We start from the raw sequence: 21,769 nt of genomic DNA, 5'->3' as shown, positions 1-21,769 counted from the left end.
AGAAACAGGAGAGTGAAGATGAGTACAGACAGATATGTAAGTCCTTTATCAGAACGTTATGCCAGCAAAGAAATGCAGTATATTTTTTCTCCGGATATGAAATTCCGCACATGGAGAAAACTCTGGATCGCACTTGCCGAGACAGAGAAAGAGCTTGGTCTTAACATTACACAGGAGCAGATCGATGAACTGAAAGCACATGCAGAGGATATCAACTATGACGTTGCCAGAGAACGTGAACGTCAGGTACGTCATGATGTTATGTCTCACGTATATGCATACGGTGTACAGTGCCCTAAGGCAAAAGGAATCATCCATCTGGGAGCAACCTCCTGTTATGTAGGTGATAATACAGATATTATTGTAATGACAGAGGCATTAAAGCTTGTTCGCAAGAAACTGGTCAATGTTATTGCTGAACTTTCTGCTTTCGCTGATAAATATAAAGAACAGCCGACTCTGGCTTTCACACATTTCCAGCCTGCACAGCCGACAACAGTCGGTAAACGTGCAACACTCTGGACACAGGAATTTCTTCTTGACCTGGAGGATCTGGAGTATGTTCTTGGAACAATGAAACTTCTCGGATCTAAGGGAACAACCGGAACACAGGCAAGTTTCCTGGAACTCTTTGACGGAGATCAGGAGACTATCGATAAGATTGATCCGATGATCGCGAAGAAGATGGGATTCAAGGAATGCTATCCGGTATCCGGACAGACATACTCCCGTAAGGTAGACACTCGTGTGGCTAATATTCTTGCAGGAATCGCAGCAAGTGCGCACAAGATGTCAAATGATATCCGTCTTCTCCAGCATCTGAAAGAAGTAGAAGAACCATTTGAAAAATCCCAGATCGGATCTTCTGCAATGGCTTATAAGAGAAATCCGATGAGAAGTGAGCGTATTGCGTCCCTTTCACGTTATGTTATGGTAGATGCCCTTAATCCGGCTATCACATCCGCTACTCAGTGGTTTGAGAGAACTCTGGATGACTCTGCAAACAAGCGCCTGAGCATTCCAGAAGGATTTCTTGCAATCGACGGAATTCTGGATCTCTGTCTGAATGTTGTAGACGGACTGGTTGTTTACCCGAAGGTTATCGAGAAACACATGATGGCTGAGCTTCCGTTTATGGCTACAGAGAATATCATGATGGACGCTGTAAAAGCAGGTGGTGACCGTCAGGAACTTCATGAGCGTATCCGTGAGCTTTCTATGGAAGCAGGTAAGACTGTAAAAGTAGAGGGTAAGGATAACAATCTGCTCGAACTGATCGCAGCAGATCCTGCATTCAACCTTTCTCTGGAAGATCTTCAGAAGTCCATGGATCCTAAGAAATACATCGGACGTGCCAAAGAGCAGACTGAGAGATTTGTGAATGAAGTAGTTCGGCCGATTCTGAATTCCCATAAAGAACTTCTGGGAGTTAAAGCTGAGATTAATGTCTGATATATAGACACGATCGTAATAAAAAAGATAAAATGTTGCTGTGCCGGGATCTGTATGACCCCGGTGCTGTTGTGCAAAAAACAGGAGGAAAATATATAATGGTAAAAGCAGTTGTTGGTGCTAACTGGGGAGACGAAGGTAAAGGTAAGATTACCGATATGCTCGCTGAAAAAGCTGATATTATCGTAAGATTTCAGGGTGGTGCAAACGCAGGCCATACAATCGTAAATAACTATGGTAAATTTGCTCTTCATACTCTGCCATCAGGTGTATTCTACAATCACACTACAAGCGTGATCGGAAACGGTGTTGCACTGAATATTCCGGTATTTTTCAAAGAGTACAATGAAGTAGTAAGCAGAGGTGTTCCGGCTCCGAAGATTCTTATCTCCGAGAGAGCACAGATGGTTATGCCATATCATATCCTTTTTGACCAGTATGAAGAAGAGCGTCTGGGTGGTAAATCTTTTGGATCTACTAAATCCGGTATTGCTCCTTTCTATTCTGACAAATATGCAAAAATCGGTTTCCAGGTAAGCGAACTTTTTGATGAAGAACATCTGAAAGAAAAACTTACAAGTGTATGCGAAACAAAGAATATTCTTCTTGAGCATTTATATCACAAACCACTCCTTAATGTGGATGAACTGTTTGCAGAACTGATGGAATATAAGAAAATGGTTGAGCCATATGTGTGTGATGTTTCCTTGTATCTGTGGAACGCATTAAAAGAAGGTAAGGAAGTACTTCTTGAGGGACAGCTTGGTTCTCTGAAAGACCCGGATCACGGAATTTATCCGATGGTTACTTCTTCCTCCACTCTGGCAGGATACGGTGCAGTAGGAGCTGGTCTTCCACCATACGAGATCAAACAGATTGTTACTGTATGTAAAGCATACTCAAGTGCAGTAGGAGCAGGTGCATTCGTTTCTGAGATCTTTGGTGAAGAAGCAGATGAACTGAGAAGACGCGGTGGTGACGGCGGTGAATTCGGCGCTACTACAGGTCGTCCGAGACGTATGGGATGGTTTGACTGCGTTGCTTCTAAATACGGCTGCCGTCTTCAGGGAACAACAGATGTTGCTTTCACAGTTCTGGATGTTCTTGGATACCTTGATGAGATTCCGGTATGCACAGGATATGAGATCGACGGTAAAGTAACTACAGAGTTCCCGACTACTACACTGCTTGAGAAAGCAAAACCAGTTCTGGAAACTCTTCCAGGATGGAAATGCGATATCCGTGGAATCAAGAAATATGAAGATCTCCCGGAGAACTGCAGAAAATATGTTGAGTTCGTAGAGGAACATATCGGATTCCCGATTACAATGATTTCTAATGGTCCGGGACGTGACGATATTATTTACAGAAATAAATAAAAAATGACTATACGCCGGGGAGGTTCTCCGGCGTGTATTTTATACAGAGATATGTGGCAAAAGAGGATTGTCTGTATTTGTTTGAAATAAATCAGGAGGATTATGAAGAAAGATAATAATAAATTAAAGAAAGCAGGTGCATGGATTGCAATTGTAATCCTGCTTCTTGCCTGCTGTTTACCAATGTTTTTTGCATTTGTAAGCGGGGAGAATTCCCAGAACTATTTTAAAGCCTCTCTTGCAGTGGCTATCATGGTTCCCATACTTGCCTATGCAATATGGATGGTGTATAAGCTATTGAATAAAAATAAGAAAGTGGTGGAATCTGATATGGAAAATATTATTTTTGATGTAGGTAAAGTTCTTGTAAAATTTGAATGGGAAAAATATCTGGACAGTTTTGGATTTCCGAAAGAGAAAAGAGATAAGATTGCGAAGGCGGTTTTTGAGAGTGAAACCTGGAATGAAAGAGACAGAAGCAGTGAAGATGAGCAGTATTACGTGGATAAGATGATAAAAGATGCACCGGAATATGCAGATGATATCCGTGAAGTAATGCGCCGCTCCGGTGAAACAATTGAGAGAATGGATTATGCGGAAACCTGGGTACGATATCTGAAAGATAAGGGATATCATGTCTATATTCTTTCAAACTATGCAACTTATACACTGGAGAAAACAGAGGAAGAACTTACATTTCTCAAATATGTAGACGGAGCAGTATTCTCCTGCCAGGTCAAACAGATCAAACCGGAGCCAGATATCTATCAGACACTCATCAAACGTTATAATCTTGAACCGCAGAAATCTGTATTTCTGGATGACAGAAAAGAAAATTGTGAAGCAGCACGTAAACAGGGAATTCATGCGATTCAGTTTGAGTCTTTCAAACAGGCAGCTGTAGAACTGGAGAAGCTGGGCGTGAAATAAAATTCACCAAAAATACAAAGAATATGGTTTGTATTTTTATGAAAAAGATGGTATAATAATAAAGCTTGTGAGAGGAAAATTTTCCATATGTTTCCACACAGGCATAATACCTATGAAATATTGGAAAAGAGGATTAAAGGAAATGAGCGATAAAACAATCTTAGAGCAGTGGCGTTCCATCGCCTATGATCAGCAGGCAGACCGTAATAAACTTCAGAGATTTTGGGCAAATTATTTTAATATTGAAAAAGGAATTTATGAGCAGCTTCTTACTAATCCGGACGAAGTAGTAACCGGTACAGTTAAAGAACTGGCTGAGAAATATGGACAGGAAGTTCTGACAATGGTTGGTTTCCTTGATGGAATCAATGACAGTTTAAAGATCCCGAACCCGATCGAGACAATGGATGAGAACACAAAAGTTTCTCTGTGTTTCGACAAAGAACTTCTTTACAAGAACATGGTAGATGCAAGAGCTGACTGGCTGTATGAACTGCCACAGTGGGATGCAATTTTTACACCTGAGAAGAGAAAAGAACTGTATCTTGAACAGAAGAAATCAGGAACAGTTGTAAAAGCTAAGAAAATCGGACGTAACGATCCGTGTCCATGCGGAAGCGGTAAAAAATATAAATACTGCTGCGGAAAGAATGCGTAAGCATCCGAATCTGGAATATATTATCGTGCTTGGTGCCCATGTAGAAGGCACCCGGCTTACATTAGCCCTTCTGGAACGCACCAGGAGGGCTTTGCAATATCTGGAAGAGAATCCTGATACGAAAGCTGTCTTATCAGGTGGAAAAGGTGAGGGAGAAGCAATTACGGAAGCTCAGGCAATGTGTAATTACCTGACAGAGCATGGAATTGCCAGAGACCGTCTGATCTTAGAAGAAAAATCCACCAGTACGACAGAGAACCTGAGATTCAGTCTGGCATTGATTGGTCTGGATCATTCAGTAGGAGTTGTCACGAATAACTTTCATGTATTTCGCGGAACAGCTATCGGCAGAAAATGTGGATGCAAAGAAATTTACCCGATTCCTTCCAGATACCGTTCCTGGAGACTACTGATATATATTCCAAGGGAAATTCTGGCAATTATAAAAGATAAAATAATGGGAAATATGTGAATTTAGAAAATTCAGAGATAAAATAATACGGAAAAAACAGTGTAATAGTTAATTGAAAAACGTCATAAAATGATATTATCCCTAATCGGAGTTTGTATCATTTTATGACGTTTTTTATCTTTGAAAACAGCTATATTTCAAAATGAAATGAAATATATAAGAATCATGTTTCTATTAGACGATTTTTATAGCGTATAATAAAAAGGATTATTTTACAGAAAAATATTTTTCTTTAATGATGGAAACAGGCATATCCTGTCCTGTCCAGATTTTAAATGCTTTTGCACCCTGGTGAAGAAGCATATACATTCCGTTGAAAGTCTGGCAGCCGGCAGCCTTGGCCTCCCTGAGAAGTCGGGTTTCCTGCGGCTCATAGACAACATCAGCTACTACAAGTCCCGGACGGAACAAAGATGTGTCTTTGATGATCGTATCGTCAATATCAGGAACCATACCCACAGAAGTTGCATTGATCAGCAGATAACTCTGTGCGATGGAATCCTTCAGAGCTGTATGATCGTCATTGTCGAAAAGACAGACCTGGCATCCGGTTTTGGCTGTGAGATTCTCAGCAAATTTCTGAGTACGGTTCCAGTATCTGCTGGTACGGCGTGCGAAGATATGTACGGAACTGGCACCATCCAGAGCAGACTGAGCACAGATTGCCATAGAAGCTCCACCTACGCCCATAACTGTGATATTTTTATTTGTTACATCATGCCCTGCATCACGTACAGACTGCATGAATCCATAACCATCTGTATTATATCCGATCAGCTTCCCGTTATCGTTTAATACAGTATTTACAGCCCCGATCAGCTGAGCTTCAGGGGAGAGTTCATCAAGAAGTTCTACAATCTTATTCTTATTCGGCATGGTAAGGTTAAAGCCTCGAATGCCGCAAGTCCTTAATCCTGCAACTGCCGCAGGAAGTGTCTCTTCATTTACATCAAAACACAGATATACATAGTCAAGCCCGAGAAGTCTAAACGCCTCATTGTGCATTAAGGGCGAAATACTGTGTGCCACAGGGCTTCCTAAAAGCGCAGTAAGACTTGTATGACCTGTAATTGTACTCATGTTAAAATCCTCCAGTTTATTTTAATATCATAAAATTCACCTATGTAATACATAGAAATTATCTATCATTTTATTCTAAGTTAAATCATATGTCAAGAAAACCAAAGAGAAAATTTCGTCGATTTAATGCGATAAATTATAAGCCTCAGATACACTCTTTTGACAAAATTCGCGCAGGTGATTCCGTATAATGAGTATTACTTACCGAAGTAAAGGAGAAGCCGGAAAATGAAAATGGACAGATTGCATTAGACAGCAGGGGAATGCGGCTGATGCGAGAAAGAAACAGTATCGGACGGAGGCAGAAAATGCGTTACGAAATATACATAGATGTAGTTTTCTTTACAAATCTCCTGGTAGATTACATATTACTCAGATTTATAGGAACGTTATTCAAATGCGCGGGAAACAGAAAACGTGCGTTTGCAGGTGCTGCTATGGGGGCGTTATTTTCCTGTGGTATCATATATCTTCGCTTTTATCTGAAGTCTGAAGTTTATCTTCCAGCGCTGGTACTGCTGCATGGTGGCTGTGCTGCGGGGATGTTGGTGATTGGATGTAATCTGAAAAAAGGTGGTTTACTGCTAAAGGCAATTCTTACATTATACTTTGCTGCATTTTTATGCGGAGGATTTTGGGAAGTGATTGCCGGAGAGAATCTGACACCTAAACTGTTTCTGATTCTTGGCACAGCTACATGGTTTGGAAGCGCGGCATGGTCATATCTGGCTGATTCTATAAGAATACGGACAAAGAATATCTACCCGATAACGATATTTTACAGCGGAAAAGGATATTCCTTCTATGGATTTTATGATTCCGGAAATCTTCTCATAGATTCTGTGAGCGGAAAACCGGTATCTGTAGGTACGACAGAGATTTTGTCTGAAATATGTTCAGAAGAAACAGTAAACTGTTTAAAACACCTGAAAGAAAATCCGGAGGAATTAAAAGAAGCCGAAACTGCCGGCCTGAATCCTCATTTTATTTTTTTTCACAGTATAGGCAGGGAACATGGGATGATGCTGGCTGTCACACTGGAAAAGCTTTGTATTCAGACTCCGACGGAAGTTATCTGTGTGGACAGACCAGTATTCGCGTTTTCATTTGAAACATCCGCTTTTGGTAAGGAATATGACGTACTTTTGAATTCCAGATTATTTTAACGGGAGGGGTTGTGACTATGGGCTGTTATCCATTTCAGGTAGTGTCAAGAATGGTAATGAACCGTTCAGGAGATGTTTTTTATATTGGCGGGAATGATGTGTTACCTGCACCGCTGGAGCCACAGCGTGAGGCATTTGTACTTCAGAAACTTGGAACAGGGCAGGAGGAAGAAGCCAAGTCTGTTCTGATCGAGCATAATTTAAGACTTGTCGTATATATCGCACGAAAATTTGACAATACCGGGGTTGGGGTAGAAGATCTGATTTCAATTGGGACGATTGGACTGATCAAAGCAATCAATACGTTTAATCCTGTTAAGAATATTAAGCTTGCCACCTATGCTTCCAGATGCATTGAAAATGAAATTCTGATGTACCTTCGGCGCAACAGCAAGACTAAGATGGAAGTATCTATAGATGAGCCGTTAAATGTTGACTGGGACGGAAATGAATTGCTGCTTTCTGATATTCTGGGAACAGATGAAGATGTAATTTCCAAACGTCTTGAGGATGAGGTAGAAATCACTCTGCTTGCGAAAGCCATTGGTAAGCTCTCTCCAAGGGAACAGACTATCATACGTCTGAGATTTGGACTGGGAAAGGATAATGGCATGGAGAAAACGCAAAAAGAGGTTGCGGATCTTTTGGGAATCTCTCAGTCGTATATTTCACGACTGGAAAAAAGAATCATGAAAAGATTGAAAAAAGAAATCGTAAAATATGAATGAAACCGCATTGCATATTTTGACACCTGACATTGTCTGTTTGATGTAGTATACTTATTATGAGTATCATTACACAAAGGACGAGAGAATATGGAAATATTAAAAGATTGCTGCCTGTGTCCAAGAAAGTGTCATGCGGACCGGACAGCAGGAAAAACAGGATATTGCGGTATGGATCAGACTGTGCGGGTGGCAAGGGCTGCTCTGCATATGTGGGAAGAGCCTTGTATTTCTGGCAGCAGAGGTTCCGGGGCAGTCTTTTTTACAGGATGTAATCTGCGCTGCTGCTTTTGTCAGAATCGTGATATTGCCATTGGTGACAGTGGTCTTGAGATCACAATAAACAGACTGGCAGAGATATTTCTGGAACTTCAGGAGAAAGGAGCCGCCAATATAAATCTGGTGACAGGAACACATTATATTCCACAAATTATTGCCGCATTGAAAATTGCAAAGGAAAAGGGAGTGAATCTTCCTGTTGTTTATAATTGCGGCGGATACGAGAGTGTAGAAGCATTGAAAATGCTGGAGGGATACATAGATGTATATCTGCCAGATTATAAATACGCGCAAAGTGAACTGGCACGAAAATATTCCCATGCGTCGGATTATCCACAAACAGCATTGCGTGCAATTGGTGAAATGCTACGACAGACAGGAAGTGCACAGTTTGATGAGAATGGTTATATCCGGCGGGGAACGATTGTACGACACCTTATATTGCCGGGACATACGAAGAATTCAAAAGAAGCGTTGACAGTTCTGCACCAGACATATGGAAACCAGATTTACATCAGTATCATGAATCAATATACACCGATTTTCAAACAAAAGGAGTATACGGAATTAAACAGGCGTGTGACAAAAAGAGAGTATGAAAAAGTTCTGGATTATGCGTTTGAAATTGGAATTGAAAACGGATTCTTTCAGGATGGGGAAACTGCCAGAGAGAGTTTCATTCCGGCATTTGATTATGAGGGAGTTGAAAAAAAGCTGTAAAATAAAAAACTCCCATAAATGGAAGGAGGCCGGTACTTTCGTACCGGCGCGTATGAAAAAGAAAAATATTTATAAGAAAGACTCATCGTCTTTCTAAATATTATTATATCCAATAAATGTGAAAAAAATATGAACATAATGTAAAAAAATATTTTCTCGATATAACTCGTACATCATAAAAAAACAATGTATTAAAATTTCCTCCAAGTATCTCTTACAAATAATAACAGCAGTGGGAAGATCTCCAGACGTCCGGCAAGCATATCAAAAGTAAGGACAAGCTTTGAAAACCAGGAGAACATACCAAAGTTTCCGGTAGGTCCGGCAAGCTCAAGACCAGGTCCGATGTTGTTAAAGGTTGCTACGACTGCTGTAAAATTTGTGATCAGGTCAAAGTCATCAAAAGCAATCAGAAAAACAGATGATGCGAAGATCAGCACATACACAATAAAGAAAATATTCGTAGAACGAACGACTTCGTGAGGGATGGCTTTGCCATCCATTTTTATTTTCTTTACGGCGTTAGGATGCAGGAAAATATGCAGTTCCTTTCTGACAGTCTTGCACAGAATCAGGATTCTGGAAACTTTGAAACCACCACCTGTACTTCCGGCACAGGCACCGATAAACATCAGCATCACCAGAATCGTTCGTGAGATTTCCGGCCACATATTGAAATCGGTAGTTGCATATCCGGTTGTTGTGATAATAGAACCAACCTGGAAAGCTGCCTGCTGGAAGGCCCTGGCTGCACTGCCGAAAATATGGTAGATGTTGCAGGTGATGATCAGAGTTGCAACGCCGATGATTCCAAAGTAATATCGTACTTCTTCCATTTTGAAAGCCTGGGCAAATTTTTTAGTGATAATAAAAAAGTATGCATTAAAGTTAACACCAAATAAGATCATGAATACAGTAATAACAACCTGCAGATAGGTGCTGTAACTTGCCATACTGTCATTCTTGATACCAAATCCACCGGTGCCTGCTGTACCAAAAGCAGTACATATTGTATCAAAGAGCGGCATACCTCCGATCAGAAGTAAAACGATTTGAATAACAGTCATTACAAAGTAGATCGTGTACAGAATCTTAGCGGTTGACTGTACTTTCGGCGCAAGCTTGCTTACGGAAGGTCCGGGACTCTCTGCTTTCATGAGATTCATGTGATATCCACCGGTAAGTGGCAGAAGAGAGAGGATAAAAACAAGAACCCCCATTCCACCGATCCAGTGAGTGAAGCTTCGCCACATCAGCACACAATGAGGAAGTGCTTCCACATTACTCAGAATACTGGCTCCTGTTGTGGTAAATCCGGAAACAGTCTCAAATAAAGCATCCACAGGATTCGGGATACTGCGGCTGATCACAAAAGGAATCGCACCCATAATACTCAGAACGATCCAGCTTAACGCTACGGTTACAAAGCCTTCTTTTGTGTAAAATGCTTTACGTGTCGGTTTCTTGCGCGTGAGCGGAAATCCGATAGCCAGACAGAGAATGATCGTGATCAGAAAAGCAACTCCAGAAGTTTCCTGATAAATCAGGGCAGTAACTGCCGGAAGAAGCATAAAAGCTGCTTCAATCTTTAAAATCATCCCGATAATATAAATAATAATGGAATAGTTCATAATCCGGCTCCTTTATTTCTCCAGAATATCTGTAATATCACGCAGACCCTTGTGAGTAGTTACTATGATTACGGTATCTCCCACCTGAATTGTATCCTGTCCACGCGGAATCTTAACTTTTCCGTTTCGGTTCAGATATCCGACCAGAAGATTCTTTTTCAGGTTCAGTTCAGATAACGGAGTGCCGACTACCGGTGAATTCTCGCGGATTGCAAATTCCAGTGCCTCTGCCTGATTATCAAGAATGTGGTAAAGGGTTTCGATATTACTTCCGATACTGTTCTGCATGGCACGCACATACTGCAGGATGTAATCAGCGGTAATATATTTAGGATAAATAACACTTCCAATATCAAGGTTATCAATCACATCATCAAAGGAAAGTCTGTTTACCTTTGCAACCAGTTTTGCCTTTGAAATTGTTTTGGCAAAAAGAGCCAGGAAAACATTCTCCTCATCCATGTTGGTGAGTGATACAAAAGCTTCTGCGCGTGTAAGACCTTCTTCCATAAGAAGAGAACGGTCAGTACCATCACCGTTGATAATCGTTGCCTCTGGAAGCAGGTCACTTAAGGTTTCGCAGCGAGCCTCATTCTGTTCGATAATCTTAACAGAAATGTTCATATCTAACAGAGCTTTTGTAAGGTAATAGGAAATAGTTCCTCCGCCAACGATGATCGCGTTCTTTACCTGATTGGTCTTAAGTCCTATTTTTTTGAAAAAAGCTGCGGCATTTACCGGTGATGCCAGAATAGAGACCATATCTCCATCATGGACAACATAATTACCACCCGGAATAGAAACGCGGTCGCGGCTCTCTACTGCACAGAACAGAACATCACATCTCAGAGTTTCGGTAATCCGTGAAATGGCCATGCCATCCAGATCGAATTCCGGAAGAACCTTGAATTTCAGCATTTCCACACGACCTCTGGCAAAGGTGTCAATCTTGATCGCAGATGGGAAACGCAGAAGACGGGAAATCTCCTGAGCAGCTGCGAGTTCCGGGTTGATGATCATAGTGACACCCAGACGTTTCTTAATAAAACTGATTTCCTTAGCATAAATAGGGTTACGGACGCGGGCAATCGTGTGGCAGTGACCTGTTTTCTGTGCTATCAGACAGCACAGCAGATTCATTTCATCAGAGCCGGTTACTGCAATCAGAATATCGGCGTTCTCAATTCCTGCTTCCATCAGAGTATTAATGCTGGCACCGTTTCCGACGATTCCCATGGCATCAATATCATCCTGAAGAGAGTTGATTACGTTAGAAGAAACGTCTATCAGGGTAATATCAGATTCTTCTTCCTGAAGCTGTTCAGCCAGGGTACGCCCAACCTTACCGCACCCAACAATAATTATTTGCATAATTCCTCCAATAAGGGGGCTGTCACATAAACATTTATATGTGAAACAGCCCCGTTTATATCATATTTTTGTTCTTTTGTTGTTGCTAAAGCAAAGGTACTATAGCACTGTTAGGGGTATTTGTAAATATGAAATTTTTGTGATTTGTTAAACAGTATTTATTGACATATGACAATTTTTATGCAATCATTTGCATCCGTCGCAGGATGCAGTGCATGGGTTGTCAAAACTTGGATTAAATGCGTAGAAGTTCTTTGCGTCCAATTCTTCCTGAATAGAACGAAGTGCTTCACCAAATCTCTGGAAATGTACCACCTCGCGCGCACGTAGGAATTTAATCGGATCAGCAATCTCCGGCATATCCCGTACTACCCGAAGAATATTATCATAAGTAGAGCGGGCTTTTTGTTCTGCTGCAAGATTTTCAAATAAGTCGGTAATAGGATCTCCTTTACTCTGGAATTCACAGGCATTAAATGGCACTCCGCCTGCTGCCTGCGGCCAGACTCCTACAGTATGATCGATATAATACGGACCGAATCCAGATTTCTCAATTTCTTCCATAGAAAGATCTCGAGTAAGCTGGTGCACGATGGTGGATACCATTTCTAAATGAGAAAGTTCCTCAGTGCCGATGTCGTTTAGGACGGCTGTTGCCATGCGGTTTGGCATGGTGAAGCGTTGGGAAAGATATCTCATGGAAGCGCCAATCTCACCGTCCGGGCCACCGGAGTGCAGTACCCTATAATAGACCTGCAAACCCAGTGTTTATGCGGGTTTGCGGGATTTTCAATTCAGGAAATAATGATGTCAAAAGACATTTTTCCGGATTCCTTATCATATATGATCTGTTCCACAACACTTCTGATCAGATTTCCCTTTTCTTCATAACCTACGTCTGGATTCTTCAGGACATCCGCAACAGAACGGATCTCTTTCAGGATTTCTTCTGTGTCAGGCTGCTCTGCCTGTTCTTCCTGTAATAGCTGTGAAAGGGCAGCAGTCAATTCTAACCGATCTGATACCAGACGGTCCTTATTATTCTTATATTCCTCCAGAGTATCTACGCCTGCCTCATAAGCCTCTTTGATTCTGCTTTCTCTCATGGTGAGCTTACTAATCTCTTTTTGTAACTGCTCGATCTGCAGGGAATGATCAGTCTTTTTCTTTTTGCATACATATGTAAATTCTGCTCCATCCAAGATCTGATCAAAATAACTTATCACAGCTTCTTCAGCCTTTTTGACCGATAAGGCAACAGAAGTCTTATGAAATCCCTTTGCGTACTTCCAGCACTGGAAATAAGGACACTTATTATTACCGGTGTAAGAAAGCGTGGCCCCGCAGACAGAGCACTTCAAAAGACCGGATAGCCAGTGCTTACAGGCAGAGACATTCCGTGCCTTGACCGGACGTTTCCGGGAAGTGATCAGCTTCTGACGTTTTTCATACCGTTCCCTGGAAAGACGTACCTCATGGCTTCCTTCAAATTCCACTCCGTTCCAGACAACAGTCCCGCAATAGAAGGGATTTCCAAGAATCCGGTCAACGCTGCGCCGCTCGAAGAGTTTTCCGCGTTTTGTTCGGTACCCGAGATCATTGCAACGCCTGGCAATAGCTGTCTCATCTAAGTTCTGATTATCATACAGGTCCATAATATAAGAGACAATGGCATATTCTGATTCATTAATCACAAAAGGTTTTCCATGTCCAACTGCAGTATAGCCAAGACAGGGAGATGTCTGATAGCCTTTTTGCAGGGCTTTTTCTTTCATGCCACGCAAGACCTCACCTGACAATCGAATGGAGTAGTATTCATCCATCCATTCAATGATACGCTCAATCAAGGTGCCAAAAGGACCTTCGACAAGCGGCTCAGATACACTGATCACGTCTACATTATCCTTCTTGAGCATACTCTTGTATACGATAGACTCTTCCTGGTTACGGGCGAAACGACTGAATTTCCATACCAGGATCACATCAATGGGGTGAGAGGGCTGCTTCGCCAGGGCGATCATCTTCTGAAACTCCGGGCGCTTCTGTGCATGCCGGCCGGAAACACTCTCAGTAAAGATAAAATCTCCGGAAACAATCATATCATTCTTCTGAGCATAATCCAGCAAAAGACGTTTCTGCGCATCAGGAGAAAGTTCTGTTTGGTCCTCTGTCGAAACGCGGATGTAAAGACATGCCACTTTACTACTCATAAATATCACCTCGGTTTTATAAAATATGTAATTTTAAGTACAAAAATAACAGCCACACAAACGTTCTGATTGTGTAACTGCTCCGAAGATGATACAATATCTTTGCCAAAGTACTGGATCTCTTCGGAGATTCTTGATCCGTCCCTGTTACCAGCAGGGGCGGTTTTTATTATAATAATTCAGAGATCACAATTGATAAATCCGGATATATGCATACTGGAATTTCATCATCAAAAGAGTATAATCCGGTACCAGATTCGTTTTCGAAATCATAAACGTTTACAATCCCCTTCATAGGATTAATGATCCAGTATTCCCTGACTCCGGACATACGGTATTTAAACAGCTTTATTCCGTAATCTTTACTCTGGGTAGCAGGAGAAACAACCTCAATTACCCAGTCAGGTGCACCATGACAACCTTTTTCATCTACTTTGTCCGATGAGCAGACAACTGTTAAGTCTGGTTCGACATAGTTCTTGTTATCTTCATTCAGGAACACTGCAAATGGAGAAACATATGGTTTACAGGATCCGCTTTTACTTTTAATGTAATTGCGGATAGTAGCATACAGTTCACCGACGATTACCTGATGCCTGGTATTAGGTGGTGCCATCATATAGATCTGTCCATCAATCAGCTCTGCACGTTCGCCATCCGGAAGAGCGTAGATGTCATCTATTGTATAAATCCGTTCTTTGGGTAATGGCATAATGAAAACTCCTTTCGTTAATCCATTGATATGATCACATATATACAAATGTTCGACTTGTGTAACTGCTCCGAAGATGATATAATATCTTTGTTAATAGGGGTATCTCTTCGGAGATCCTGATCACCGTCCTTGTGCTGGTAACACAGGGGCGATTTTTTGTTTATTATTTTTGTTTTACAAGAGATACAATTGCTAAAATAACATTGACTAAACACCAAGTTGCCCAGATTTTTAAATCAGAGAAACTTCCTGCTAATGTGTATCCGAAGAAAGTAGCAATACCGAATAATACGATAAGAGCAATGTTTCCGCCTTTACTGCCTTTGCGAGTTGCAATAGATACAATGCCTCCAGCAAGAAGCATGATAGCAACGATGATTCCGGCAGATCCGCTTACTTCACCTGTTTCACTTAAAGAATTACTAAGGCCAGCAGCGCATGACTGAAATGCAACCATAAAGAACAATACAATTGATAAGATTCCAGATACTAATTTCCAAGTTTTCATTTTATCCCCTCCGTGTTAAATTAAACATCAATTTCAAAAACAGCTGATTGCTTTTGATTATTGCTGTCGTAATTATAAAAGTTAATTTTGAAACTTCCGGCATTATCAACACCGATGCATGCCTGAGCCTGACAGGAGGCTCCAACAGGCGTTTCTTGTGGATACATTGAGATGTCTCCAGGATATGAATATCCCATTTTTCCAGCGCTGTCAACAATTCCATCGTCCAGACTTATGTACAATCCATTCATGATATCATCGTCATAGCCAAGATTTTCATAAGTATATGTTACAAGATAAACAGCAACTGGATTTTTATCGCTGTATTCATTGCGATCATCAGTTGTCTCAACAGAGTCAACTGTAATTTTCCACTGTCCCTCTACTACATATGATTCTCCAATTTTATATGTATCTTGGGAAGTAGATTTGGCTCCGGATGAAGCCTCGTCAAGTTGTTTTTGAAGCTCATCTATTGTTTTTTGCATTTCTGAGATTTGAGCTTCGAGTTGTTCAATCTTATCATCTTTTTCATCTGCAAATACAGGTGGTGAAGAAGATAAGACAAGCGTGCCAGCTAATAGGATGGCAAAAATTCTCTTTTTCATCTTTTGATCCTCCTGAATGGAATATTTTATTAAAACGCCAAAGCGAATTAATTCATTAATATATGTGAAAACTTGTATGATAAATCATTTTACTACTATAAAACGTAATAAACAAGTATAATGAAGAGAATGATGAAATATCTTCTTTATAAAGATGTGTAGGCTATTTTGACTATTCAATAGAAATTAGCTTTATCACTGCTAATGGCTCGAAATAAATTATGTAATTATCGATAGATGTACATAATCCGTACTTTGACTTGTAGCAATCAATAGCCTCCTTCAAATATTCTTCCGTAGCATCCAGATATTAAGCCATCTCATAAAGATTTCCGCATCCTGCTTCATAAGCACTGATCAGACCGGTAAGTCCAATCTTTAGATTGTACCCATAAAGCCGAGCTCGATATTCCTGCTTTCGGCTTTCTACCTTATTCTGGTCTAAAATGCTTCTGGAGCTGGTGCGATAATGCCCGATTTCTTCGGCAAGCACACAAGATTTTTCTGCTTGTGTTTCTATATCCTTTCGGATCGCTATGCGACTGCCGCGGATCAGGCCGTCATGCCCGGTAAGCGGCTGCTCTTTGACGCACAATCCTTCCTGAGCGGCAGCAGTCAGCAACTGTTCGTAGTTCAATTGGGATCACACCTTCAAGTAAATAATGCAGATTAGCAATAGTAGCTGATCTGATGAAATGTGGCATACCAGAGGTCAAGAACATCTTTGCTTCGAGCCTCTATAGTCTGCATGATAAATCGTAGTTGCTTAGCGGGAATCTTTGATTTATTATGGCAAAGAAGAGATCCACCGTTTCGAGTAATCCATATTTTGGTTGCGGTAGGAGATGGAACTCCCTCACATACATGGACATGTACTGGTTCTAAAGGGTCATTTTCATTTACCCAGAAATATATGATATAAGAACCAATCTTAAAAACTCGAGGCATTATCCATACCTCCTTCAAATCCTCCTTCGCGGGCTAACTGCATAATAATGTGAGCAACAGATGCCAGATAATCCTGAAAATATTTAATTTCTTCATCAGAGAATCCATCAATATTTTCCCATTTATAATCAGGCAACCAACATGAAGCGGAATGGAATCCGCCGTAAACAGGCTTTTCGATGCGAACTTCAACCTGCTCTTTACCGTCCTTCTGAAGCGATTCAGAATGAACAATCTCTGTATTGTCGTTTAGCGTCATAAATGGATAAAGCATAATAACATCTCCCTTCTATTACCATTTACTATCATCATTCATAATATCCAGATCATGCTGAACACCCTCAGGAGTCTGTTCTACATCCGTTCGGGCATGGGCGGCAAGAAGATCTTCTTCCATCTGCTGGGTGGAGAGAAGGTTCTTAGAGTAGGCGAGAACCTTTCTTTGGTTGTGAGGAGACAACTGATTGCATACTTCTATAATCTCCTTACACTGAGTAGAGATGGAAGAGTTTCGAACAGATTCTACCTTATTGGGAACTCTTTCCATAGGAACGTCAGCAGTAGATTCCCAACCCATTAAATCAGCAGGAGTAGTATCTAATGCTCTGGCTAAAGGCTCTAAAATGGGCGTTGGCATATTTTCTATATCTCCGTTTTCATATCTATATATTGTGGCTCGTGACTTGCCAATTTTCTGAGCTAAATCATCAGCTGTAAGACCAAGTTCTATTCGACGTTGTTTTATCCGATCTCCTGTATTCATATCGGCACCTCCTATGCTTTGTATAATAACATATGATTCGCAAATTTGCAACATATAAGTGATAAATATGCGTAAAAAATCTCAAAAATGAGAAAACAGGGTTGACAAAGAAATATTAAGGTGATATTGCAAATGTAGTCGCAGATATGAGAAAAAAGGAGGCAAGAAAATGGTAAATGTAAATAAACTAAGAGGGAAAATAGTGGAATGCGGCTTGAACACTTCTGAGCTTGCAAACTTGATAGGTATTGATAGAACGACCTTATACAGGAAATTCAATGCAGATGGAGAGACACTTACCATCAGAGAAGTTGATTTGATTTCGAAAGAGCTTAATCTCTCTCGTGACGAAGTAAATGATATTTTTTTTAGTCAGTTTGTCGCATAAATGAGACCAATGAGCAACCATGATAAAAGAAAAGAGGTGAGATAAGTGAACTATATGCATGCGACAGAAGAAAACTATAAAACATGCGAAGAAATAATTCGATTGTTACATAAAAAAGAAATTTCTTTGTCACAATCCTACGCAATTTTAGATTGCGTTAAGACCAAAATTGCGCAGGACACGAAAGTAGGAGAGTTTATTGCATTTTCTCACGAAGCGCCTTAATTGCTTTAAATGTAGATTGAATAGAATCTTCATCTGAACAGCAGATAAAAGTTGCCAATTCACATTGCGCAGAGTTTCAATAGCTGTCAGACCAGAATGAGACAAATAAGCAACCATGATAAAAGAAAAGAGGTGAGGAAGTAAGTGAGTGAACTAGGCTTAGTATACGTAAAAGAAGTGCCAATGGTTAAAGTTAAACTAGTGGCAAAAGAAATTAATATAAAAGGAGCTCCTATGCAGATAGTAATCCAGTATTGGACAAAAGACGGAAAACTTGTCGCAAGCGGGGAGGTAAATAAATTTGATGAACCTAAAATGAATAATGTAGCATCTCATAACTCATCAGCATCTGTACAGGGGAAAAAAGCAATTGACTGTGCAATTCGCCACATACATACATTATTTCGCCAATGTGCAGAATACAGAGAAGCAGATTTTGGAGAAGTGTGCAGCCAATGCCAATATATGCCGGAATGCAATTGCGATTTTCTTAATACATTAGAACCTTTGCTTCGACATACAACAGAAGACTTCATTCTTGCAGCGAAGAAATGATTTGGATATCCAGAAAGAGGTGAGAACAAGGAAAACTCAATGGGAAGAAGATGATGAAATTATTCGTAGGGCACTTCGTGAAGCAGCACAGATAGCAACCATAGTATTTTCCATAGCTGCTATCATATTTAGCATTATTGCACTAATGCAATGATGCTAATCATAAGAGCAGCAAAAGAAATTAACAAAGCGATCCACGATCGTATTTCGCTGAATATAAAATGCAAGGACGATCTTTGATATTCGTGAATAGCCACTAGGCCGAAGTGGGTAATACAAAAACAGTCATCTAAGTAGATATCTGTTTCGGAAAGATGCCCAAGAGTTTTACGGATATAACGTTTTTCGAGTAAATAAGAAAGTGAATCTGCAACAAATGCAGGATCGGCATCAAGATTTGCGGATATTTCACGCAGTGACCATTGGTGTTTAAGAAATTTTTTTAATAAGGAGCAGGAAGCTGAGTCAATCATAACAATCTCCTTTCGATAAATTTTAGTATGCCAGTGCCATGTAATACAAGAATAGGAGAGAAACAAAGAGAAGTCAACAAAGGTCGTTCGACAAACTGCTTAAATTTTTATAAACAGTAACCCATACATATCATTTCCCATACCATAAAGAAGAGGTGAGGAAGATGTCAGAACTAAAACTGGTAACAAGAAATATCCGTATTAATGGAATTCAGCATAAAGCCAGTGATATGTCAGAAGAAGAAATCAAATGCCTGCTCATCCAGAGACAGGATGAACTTCTTCTGAGCATGAATTACGAAAGAAAAGCCGCCGGTTAAGGCGGAGAAAGAAGGACAAGCATTATGAAACAGTACATAATCATAGCCCTCTGCATCCTTGCAGGGAAATATGTAGACATCCCAGTCTGGTTTAATATCCTCTTTGGGATATCCGCATACTGGGCGGTAGATCAGCTTAGAAGAGTTCAGGAGGAAGAAACATGTTCAGAGACAAAATGGAAATTATGCAATTGGTCATAGATATGCAATAGAAGTGGTAGATACAGCCATTGCAAAACAGGATCCAATATGGACCGAATGGGAAATGCGAAGAAACTGGTTTTTAAAATTATGCGGGAGGACATAAGAATGACAGGAAGAAATCAAGAAGGATATCCGGATCCGACAGCAGGCGAGGCAATTCGCGAATCTGCGAGAATGCCAACGCACATTTACAACATATTCCGTGCATTAAATACTGTTGCAGGGCTGCATGGGTTGGAAATCACAGAGATGAGGGACAGAAATACAGGCAAGAAATTTAGGAAGAGGTGATTCCGGTGGGGAACGTAAGACCTGTGAGCGAAAAGAAATATGGAATCAGTAAGCATAAGTTTTTGCAGATTTGCAAACTATATCAAAGCAACGGAGATTCTGACACAGCAGACATTTTATGTGGAGAGAGAGACCAGGACCGGCATTATCGTGGTCAAAAATCCTATGGTAGACATCCAGAAAGGATATGCTGATGAGATGCGCCGGTTTGCTAGCTTGTGCGGTCTTACTATCGATTCCAGGCTGAAAGCCGGAACGGCTAAGGTAAATAAACAGCAGGAAGAAATCACAAACCGTTTTGGAGCAATATGATACTTGAAGATATTAAAACCTATGCACAAGACTGCATTTCCGGGAAAATTATAAGCGGTCAGAAACACAAATGGGCTTGCGAAAGATTCTTGAAAGATGTAAACAGAATAGGACAGCCGGACTTTCCGTACATTTGGAATGAACAACAGGCGGAGAACATTGTGGAGTGGTTTAAACTCCTCAGACACAGTAAAGGCGTGCTTGCCAAAAAACCGATCGAATTGACTTCTTGGCAGAAATTCCGAATCTGTCAGCTGTACGGATGGGTTCATAAAGAAACCGGAGCAAGAAGATTCAAGAAGTATTTCACTGAAGTTGCCAGAAAAAACGCAAAGTCCCAGGAGGAAGCAGGAATCGCTCTTTATGAGGCGGCAGTCACGTCGACCAAAAACGGTGAAGTATACGAAATCTACACAGCTGGAACAAAACGGGAACAGTCCAAGATCGTATTCGGAGAAGCCGGGCTAATGTTACAAGGATCGCCATTGCGAACGAAATTCAAGATAACCAGGGACAGCGTAACCCACATCAGGACGAAGAGCACAATAAAGCCTTTGAGTAAAGATGATGGAAAATCCGGAGACGGTTCAAACCCAGCACTTCTGGTCCTTGATGAATATCATCATGGAGACCTTTTCATGGGCGGAGGGAAAGAAGCTTATTGTTTTACAGTAAAAGACTGGTATCAGGCAAGAGGAAAGTTTGGAAGCACACCGAGAGTTGGCGCCCTGATTATCTATGGCGGAGAAGGACATATTGGAATCGTGGAAAGTGTAACTGGAACGGGGCCAAGAGATTTTGTGTCAATCGAAGGAAATCTGAGCGACACTGTAAAAAGAAGTAACGGACCATCTTGTAGCACAGTATTAGGATTCTGTTATGTTGACTATCCATCAACAACGGTATCGTCAGGCAATACATCCGCTATATCCGGTACATCTGTTAATATACCGTCATCTGTGGCACAGACAGGAATTACCGGTAATTACACATGCTATCCGCAATTCTATGGAAGATGGAACGCAGGAACAACACAAAGAAGAATTTCTGAAATATGGGGACAAAAAGGAAAGACTGGAAGCCCTGAAAACATAGCAACCATAGATGGTTATTATCTGATTGCTGTAACACAGAAATTTGGACAAGTAGGAGATATTGTATGCGTGGTACTGGCAAACGGAACAAGAATAAATTGCATGATCGCAGATGAGAAGAACCCAGGCGACAGCAATTACACAGAATGGGGACACGACCTCGGAGGCGGAAAGGCAGACGTAATTGAATGGGAATCGATGGTGTATGGATTTCCAAACGTGGATAAATGGAGAGGTCAAAGGGTAACGACTATTATTAACGGAGGAAGATATCAAGGCCTATAAATACATA

28 protein-coding genes are annotated in these 21,769 nt (G+C 40.9%); 15 read left to right on the top strand and 13 right to left on the bottom strand.

The window, feature by feature from the left end:
• The first annotated feature begins 18 nt into the window (after window positions 1-18).
• The 5 genes from purB (at window position 19) to ACTNC0_RS04965 (ending at window position 4,891) form a co-directional block, all read left to right on the top strand.
• Window positions 19-1,452, top strand: a complete 1,434-nt coding sequence (gene purB / locus ACTNC0_RS04985) for an adenylosuccinate lyase (RefSeq protein ID WP_441086555.1) — start codon at window positions 19-21, stop codon at window positions 1,450-1,452.
• 98 nt (window positions 1,453-1,550) lie between these two features.
• Complete coding sequence (locus tag ACTNC0_RS04980) at window positions 1,551-2,831, top strand: adenylosuccinate synthase (RefSeq protein ID WP_441086553.1); 1,281 nt, start codon at window positions 1,551-1,553, stop codon at window positions 2,829-2,831.
• A 102-nt stretch (window positions 2,832-2,933) separates the two neighbouring features.
• A complete protein-coding gene (locus tag ACTNC0_RS04975; RefSeq protein WP_441086552.1) occupies window positions 2,934-3,761 on the top strand; it encodes an HAD family hydrolase in 828 nt (275 codons plus the stop codon).
• A gap of 142 nt (window positions 3,762-3,903) precedes the next feature.
• Window positions 3,904-4,419, top strand: a complete 516-nt coding sequence (locus ACTNC0_RS04970; protein ID WP_117675072.1) for an SEC-C metal-binding domain-containing protein — start codon at window positions 3,904-3,906, stop codon at window positions 4,417-4,419.
• On the top strand, window positions 4,412-4,891 hold the full coding sequence (locus ACTNC0_RS04965) for a YdcF family protein (RefSeq protein ID WP_118609284.1): 480 nt from the start codon (window positions 4,412-4,414) through the stop codon (window positions 4,889-4,891). Before ACTNC0_RS04970 ends, ACTNC0_RS04965 begins: the two co-directional genes overlap by 8 nt.
• Before the next feature lie 207 nt (window positions 4,892-5,098).
• On the opposite strand, the gene ACTNC0_RS04960 is transcribed toward ACTNC0_RS04965, so the two are convergent.
• Entirely contained in the window at window positions 5,099-5,971 is an 873-nt protein-coding gene (locus ACTNC0_RS04960) for a shikimate dehydrogenase (RefSeq protein ID WP_441086551.1), read from the bottom strand.
• Window positions 5,972-6,279: 308 nt separating this feature from the next.
• Between ACTNC0_RS04960 and ACTNC0_RS04955 the strand changes: the two genes are divergently transcribed.
• The 3 genes from ACTNC0_RS04955 (at window position 6,280) to ACTNC0_RS04945 (ending at window position 8,861) form a co-directional block, all read left to right on the top strand.
• Window positions 6,280-7,137, top strand: a complete 858-nt coding sequence (locus ACTNC0_RS04955; protein ID WP_441086550.1) for a sigma-E processing peptidase SpoIIGA — start codon at window positions 6,280-6,282, stop codon at window positions 7,135-7,137.
• Window positions 7,138-7,154: 17 nt separating this feature from the next.
• Window positions 7,155-7,865 carry an RNA polymerase sporulation sigma factor SigE gene (gene sigE / locus ACTNC0_RS04950; RefSeq protein ID WP_117675066.1) on the top strand — a complete coding sequence of 237 codons (711 nt, stop codon included), beginning with the start codon at window positions 7,155-7,157 and terminating at the stop codon, window positions 7,863-7,865.
• An 87-nt stretch (window positions 7,866-7,952) separates the two neighbouring features.
• Window positions 7,953-8,861 (top strand): radical SAM protein, encoded by a 909-nt coding sequence (locus ACTNC0_RS04945; protein WP_441086549.1) that lies wholly within the window; start codon window positions 7,953-7,955, stop codon window positions 8,859-8,861.
• Window positions 8,862-9,052: 191 nt separating this feature from the next.
• Here the strand turns inward: ACTNC0_RS04945 and ACTNC0_RS04940 are convergent, their stop codons facing one another.
• The 11 genes from ACTNC0_RS04940 to ACTNC0_RS04890 all read right to left on the bottom strand — a co-directional run bounded on the left by ACTNC0_RS04940 (window position 9,053) and on the right by ACTNC0_RS04890 (window position 17,615).
• Window positions 9,053-10,492, bottom strand: a complete 1,440-nt coding sequence (locus ACTNC0_RS04940) for a TrkH family potassium uptake protein (protein ID WP_441086548.1) — start codon at window positions 10,490-10,492, stop codon at window positions 9,053-9,055.
• A gap of 12 nt (window positions 10,493-10,504) precedes the next feature.
• On the bottom strand, window positions 10,505-11,863 hold the full coding sequence (gene trkA / locus ACTNC0_RS04935) for a Trk system potassium transporter TrkA (RefSeq protein ID WP_441086547.1): 1,359 nt from the start codon (window positions 11,861-11,863) through the stop codon (window positions 10,505-10,507).
• A gap of 186 nt (window positions 11,864-12,049) precedes the next feature.
• The gene (locus ACTNC0_RS04930; protein ID WP_441086546.1) at window positions 12,050-12,622 is read right to left on the bottom strand and encodes a manganese catalase family protein; all 573 of its coding nucleotides are present in this window, start codon (window positions 12,620-12,622) and stop codon (window positions 12,050-12,052) included.
• A 35-nt stretch (window positions 12,623-12,657) separates the two neighbouring features.
• The gene (locus ACTNC0_RS04925; RefSeq protein WP_441086545.1) at window positions 12,658-14,073 is read right to left on the bottom strand and encodes a recombinase family protein; all 1,416 of its coding nucleotides are present in this window, start codon (window positions 14,071-14,073) and stop codon (window positions 12,658-12,660) included.
• A gap of 169 nt (window positions 14,074-14,242) precedes the next feature.
• Complete coding sequence (locus ACTNC0_RS04920; RefSeq protein WP_441086544.1) at window positions 14,243-14,785, bottom strand: Uma2 family endonuclease; 543 nt, start codon at window positions 14,783-14,785, stop codon at window positions 14,243-14,245.
• Window positions 14,786-14,951: 166 nt separating this feature from the next.
• Window positions 14,952-15,296 (bottom strand): hypothetical protein, encoded by a 345-nt coding sequence (locus ACTNC0_RS04915; RefSeq protein WP_055059540.1) that lies wholly within the window; start codon window positions 15,294-15,296, stop codon window positions 14,952-14,954.
• Window positions 15,297-15,316: 20 nt separating this feature from the next.
• Window positions 15,317-15,904 (bottom strand): coiled-coil domain-containing protein, encoded by a 588-nt coding sequence (locus tag ACTNC0_RS04910; protein ID WP_441086543.1) that lies wholly within the window; start codon window positions 15,902-15,904, stop codon window positions 15,317-15,319.
• A 310-nt stretch (window positions 15,905-16,214) separates the two neighbouring features.
• The gene (locus tag ACTNC0_RS04905; protein ID WP_441086542.1) at window positions 16,215-16,541 is read right to left on the bottom strand and encodes a hypothetical protein; all 327 of its coding nucleotides are present in this window, start codon (window positions 16,539-16,541) and stop codon (window positions 16,215-16,217) included.
• Window positions 16,542-16,573: 32 nt separating this feature from the next.
• Complete coding sequence (locus ACTNC0_RS04900) at window positions 16,574-16,852, bottom strand: DUF4160 domain-containing protein (RefSeq protein ID WP_118629244.1); 279 nt, start codon at window positions 16,850-16,852, stop codon at window positions 16,574-16,576.
• The gene (locus tag ACTNC0_RS04895; protein WP_118571526.1) at window positions 16,836-17,126 is read right to left on the bottom strand and encodes a hypothetical protein; all 291 of its coding nucleotides are present in this window, start codon (window positions 17,124-17,126) and stop codon (window positions 16,836-16,838) included. Before ACTNC0_RS04895 ends, ACTNC0_RS04900 begins: the two co-directional genes overlap by 17 nt.
• Before the next feature lie 18 nt (window positions 17,127-17,144).
• On the bottom strand, window positions 17,145-17,615 hold the full coding sequence (locus tag ACTNC0_RS04890; protein WP_441086541.1) for a helix-turn-helix domain-containing protein: 471 nt from the start codon (window positions 17,613-17,615) through the stop codon (window positions 17,145-17,147).
• Window positions 17,616-17,784: 169 nt separating this feature from the next.
• Between ACTNC0_RS04890 and ACTNC0_RS04885 the strand changes: the two genes are divergently transcribed.
• Together ACTNC0_RS04885 and ACTNC0_RS04880 are read left to right on the top strand one after the other, a co-directional pair.
• Window positions 17,785-18,003, top strand: coding sequence for a helix-turn-helix domain-containing protein (locus tag ACTNC0_RS04885; RefSeq protein ID WP_441086540.1), 219 nt, complete (start codon window positions 17,785-17,787; stop codon window positions 18,001-18,003).
• Between the two features lie 369 nt (window positions 18,004-18,372).
• Window positions 18,373-18,783 (top strand): hypothetical protein, encoded by a 411-nt coding sequence (locus ACTNC0_RS04880; RefSeq protein ID WP_441086539.1) that lies wholly within the window; start codon window positions 18,373-18,375, stop codon window positions 18,781-18,783.
• Window positions 18,784-18,917: 134 nt separating this feature from the next.
• On the opposite strand, the gene ACTNC0_RS04875 is transcribed toward ACTNC0_RS04880, so the two are convergent.
• Complete coding sequence (locus ACTNC0_RS04875) at window positions 18,918-19,256, bottom strand: hypothetical protein (protein ID WP_441086538.1); 339 nt, start codon at window positions 19,254-19,256, stop codon at window positions 18,918-18,920.
• Between the two features lie 164 nt (window positions 19,257-19,420).
• Here ACTNC0_RS04875 and ACTNC0_RS04870 point away from each other — a divergent pair, with 164 nt between their 5' ends.
• From ACTNC0_RS04870 to ACTNC0_RS04850, 5 genes are all read left to right on the top strand, one after another.
• Window positions 19,421-19,576, top strand: a complete 156-nt coding sequence (locus ACTNC0_RS04870) for a hypothetical protein (RefSeq protein ID WP_173697640.1) — start codon at window positions 19,421-19,423, stop codon at window positions 19,574-19,576.
• Window positions 19,577-19,600: 24 nt separating this feature from the next.
• Complete coding sequence (locus ACTNC0_RS04865; RefSeq protein WP_441086537.1) at window positions 19,601-19,777, top strand: hypothetical protein; 177 nt, start codon at window positions 19,601-19,603, stop codon at window positions 19,775-19,777.
• A gap of 108 nt (window positions 19,778-19,885) precedes the next feature.
• The gene (locus ACTNC0_RS04860; protein ID WP_441086536.1) at window positions 19,886-20,071 is read left to right on the top strand and encodes a hypothetical protein; all 186 of its coding nucleotides are present in this window, start codon (window positions 19,886-19,888) and stop codon (window positions 20,069-20,071) included.
• A 39-nt stretch (window positions 20,072-20,110) separates the two neighbouring features.
• The gene (locus ACTNC0_RS04855) at window positions 20,111-20,383 is read left to right on the top strand and encodes a P27 family phage terminase small subunit (RefSeq protein WP_441086535.1); all 273 of its coding nucleotides are present in this window, start codon (window positions 20,111-20,113) and stop codon (window positions 20,381-20,383) included.
• A gap of 161 nt (window positions 20,384-20,544) precedes the next feature.
• Window positions 20,545-21,762: a terminase large subunit domain-containing protein gene (locus ACTNC0_RS04850; protein ID WP_441086534.1), complete on the top strand. Its 1,218-nt coding sequence runs from the start codon at window positions 20,545-20,547 to the stop codon at window positions 21,760-21,762.
• Window positions 21,763-21,769: the final 7 nt, after the last annotated feature.

It is taken from the genome of Blautia sp. HCP3S3_B11 (assembly GCF_052064435.1).
Taxonomy (GTDB): Bacteria; Bacillota; Clostridia; order Lachnospirales; family Lachnospiraceae; genus Blautia_A.
The sequence above is the reverse complement of the archived record's forward strand: the minus strand, read 5'-3'. Positions and strand labels throughout refer to the sequence as shown.

Coding starts and splice junctions, on each gene's coding strand:
- purB (WP_441086555.1), top strand. CDS start 19: ATGAGTACAGACAGATATGTAAGTCCTTTATCAGAACGTTATGCCAGC.
- ACTNC0_RS04975 (WP_441086552.1), top strand. CDS start 2,934: ATGAAGAAAGATAATAATAAATTAAAGAAAGCAGGTGCATGGATTGCA.
- ACTNC0_RS04890 (WP_441086541.1), bottom strand. CDS start 17,615: ATGAATACAGGAGATCGGATAAAACAACGTCGAATAGAACTTGGTCTT.
- ACTNC0_RS04965 (WP_118609284.1), top strand. CDS start 4,412: ATGCGTAAGCATCCGAATCTGGAATATATTATCGTGCTTGGTGCCCAT.
- trkA (WP_441086547.1), bottom strand. CDS start 11,863: ATGCAAATAATTATTGTTGGGTGCGGTAAGGTTGGGCGTACCCTGGCT.
- ACTNC0_RS04915 (WP_055059540.1), bottom strand. CDS start 15,296: ATGAAAACTTGGAAATTAGTATCTGGAATCTTATCAATTGTATTGTTC.
- ACTNC0_RS04885 (WP_441086540.1), top strand. CDS start 17,785: ATGGTAAATGTAAATAAACTAAGAGGGAAAATAGTGGAATGCGGCTTG.
- ACTNC0_RS04855 (WP_441086535.1), top strand. CDS start 20,111: ATGGAATCAGTAAGCATAAGTTTTTGCAGATTTGCAAACTATATCAAA.
- ACTNC0_RS04900 (WP_118629244.1), bottom strand. CDS start 16,852: ATGCCTCGAGTTTTTAAGATTGGTTCTTATATCATATATTTCTGGGTA.
- ACTNC0_RS04970 (WP_117675072.1), top strand. CDS start 3,904: ATGAGCGATAAAACAATCTTAGAGCAGTGGCGTTCCATCGCCTATGAT.
- ACTNC0_RS04960 (WP_441086551.1), bottom strand. CDS start 5,971: ATGAGTACAATTACAGGTCATACAAGTCTTACTGCGCTTTTAGGAAGC.
- ACTNC0_RS04895 (WP_118571526.1), bottom strand. CDS start 17,126: ATGCTTTATCCATTTATGACGCTAAACGACAATACAGAGATTGTTCAT.
- ACTNC0_RS04955 (WP_441086550.1), top strand. CDS start 6,280: ATGCGTTACGAAATATACATAGATGTAGTTTTCTTTACAAATCTCCTG.
- ACTNC0_RS04940 (WP_441086548.1), bottom strand. CDS start 10,492: ATGAACTATTCCATTATTATTTATATTATCGGGATGATTTTAAAGATT.
- ACTNC0_RS04910 (WP_441086543.1), bottom strand. CDS start 15,904: ATGAAAAAGAGAATTTTTGCCATCCTATTAGCTGGCACGCTTGTCTTA.
- ACTNC0_RS04865 (WP_441086537.1), top strand. CDS start 19,601: ATGAAACAGTACATAATCATAGCCCTCTGCATCCTTGCAGGGAAATAT.
- ACTNC0_RS04875 (WP_441086538.1), bottom strand. CDS start 19,256: ATGATTGACTCAGCTTCCTGCTCCTTATTAAAAAAATTTCTTAAACAC.
- ACTNC0_RS04860 (WP_441086536.1), top strand. CDS start 19,886: ATGACAGGAAGAAATCAAGAAGGATATCCGGATCCGACAGCAGGCGAG.
- ACTNC0_RS04870 (WP_173697640.1), top strand. CDS start 19,421: ATGTCAGAACTAAAACTGGTAACAAGAAATATCCGTATTAATGGAATT.
- ACTNC0_RS04980 (WP_441086553.1), top strand. CDS start 1,551: ATGGTAAAAGCAGTTGTTGGTGCTAACTGGGGAGACGAAGGTAAAGGT.
- ACTNC0_RS04925 (WP_441086545.1), bottom strand. CDS start 14,073: ATGAGTAGTAAAGTGGCATGTCTTTACATCCGCGTTTCGACAGAGGAC.
- sigE (WP_117675066.1), top strand. CDS start 7,155: ATGGGCTGTTATCCATTTCAGGTAGTGTCAAGAATGGTAATGAACCGT.
- ACTNC0_RS04920 (WP_441086544.1), bottom strand. CDS start 14,785: ATGCCATTACCCAAAGAACGGATTTATACAATAGATGACATCTACGCT.
- ACTNC0_RS04945 (WP_441086549.1), top strand. CDS start 7,953: ATGGAAATATTAAAAGATTGCTGCCTGTGTCCAAGAAAGTGTCATGCG.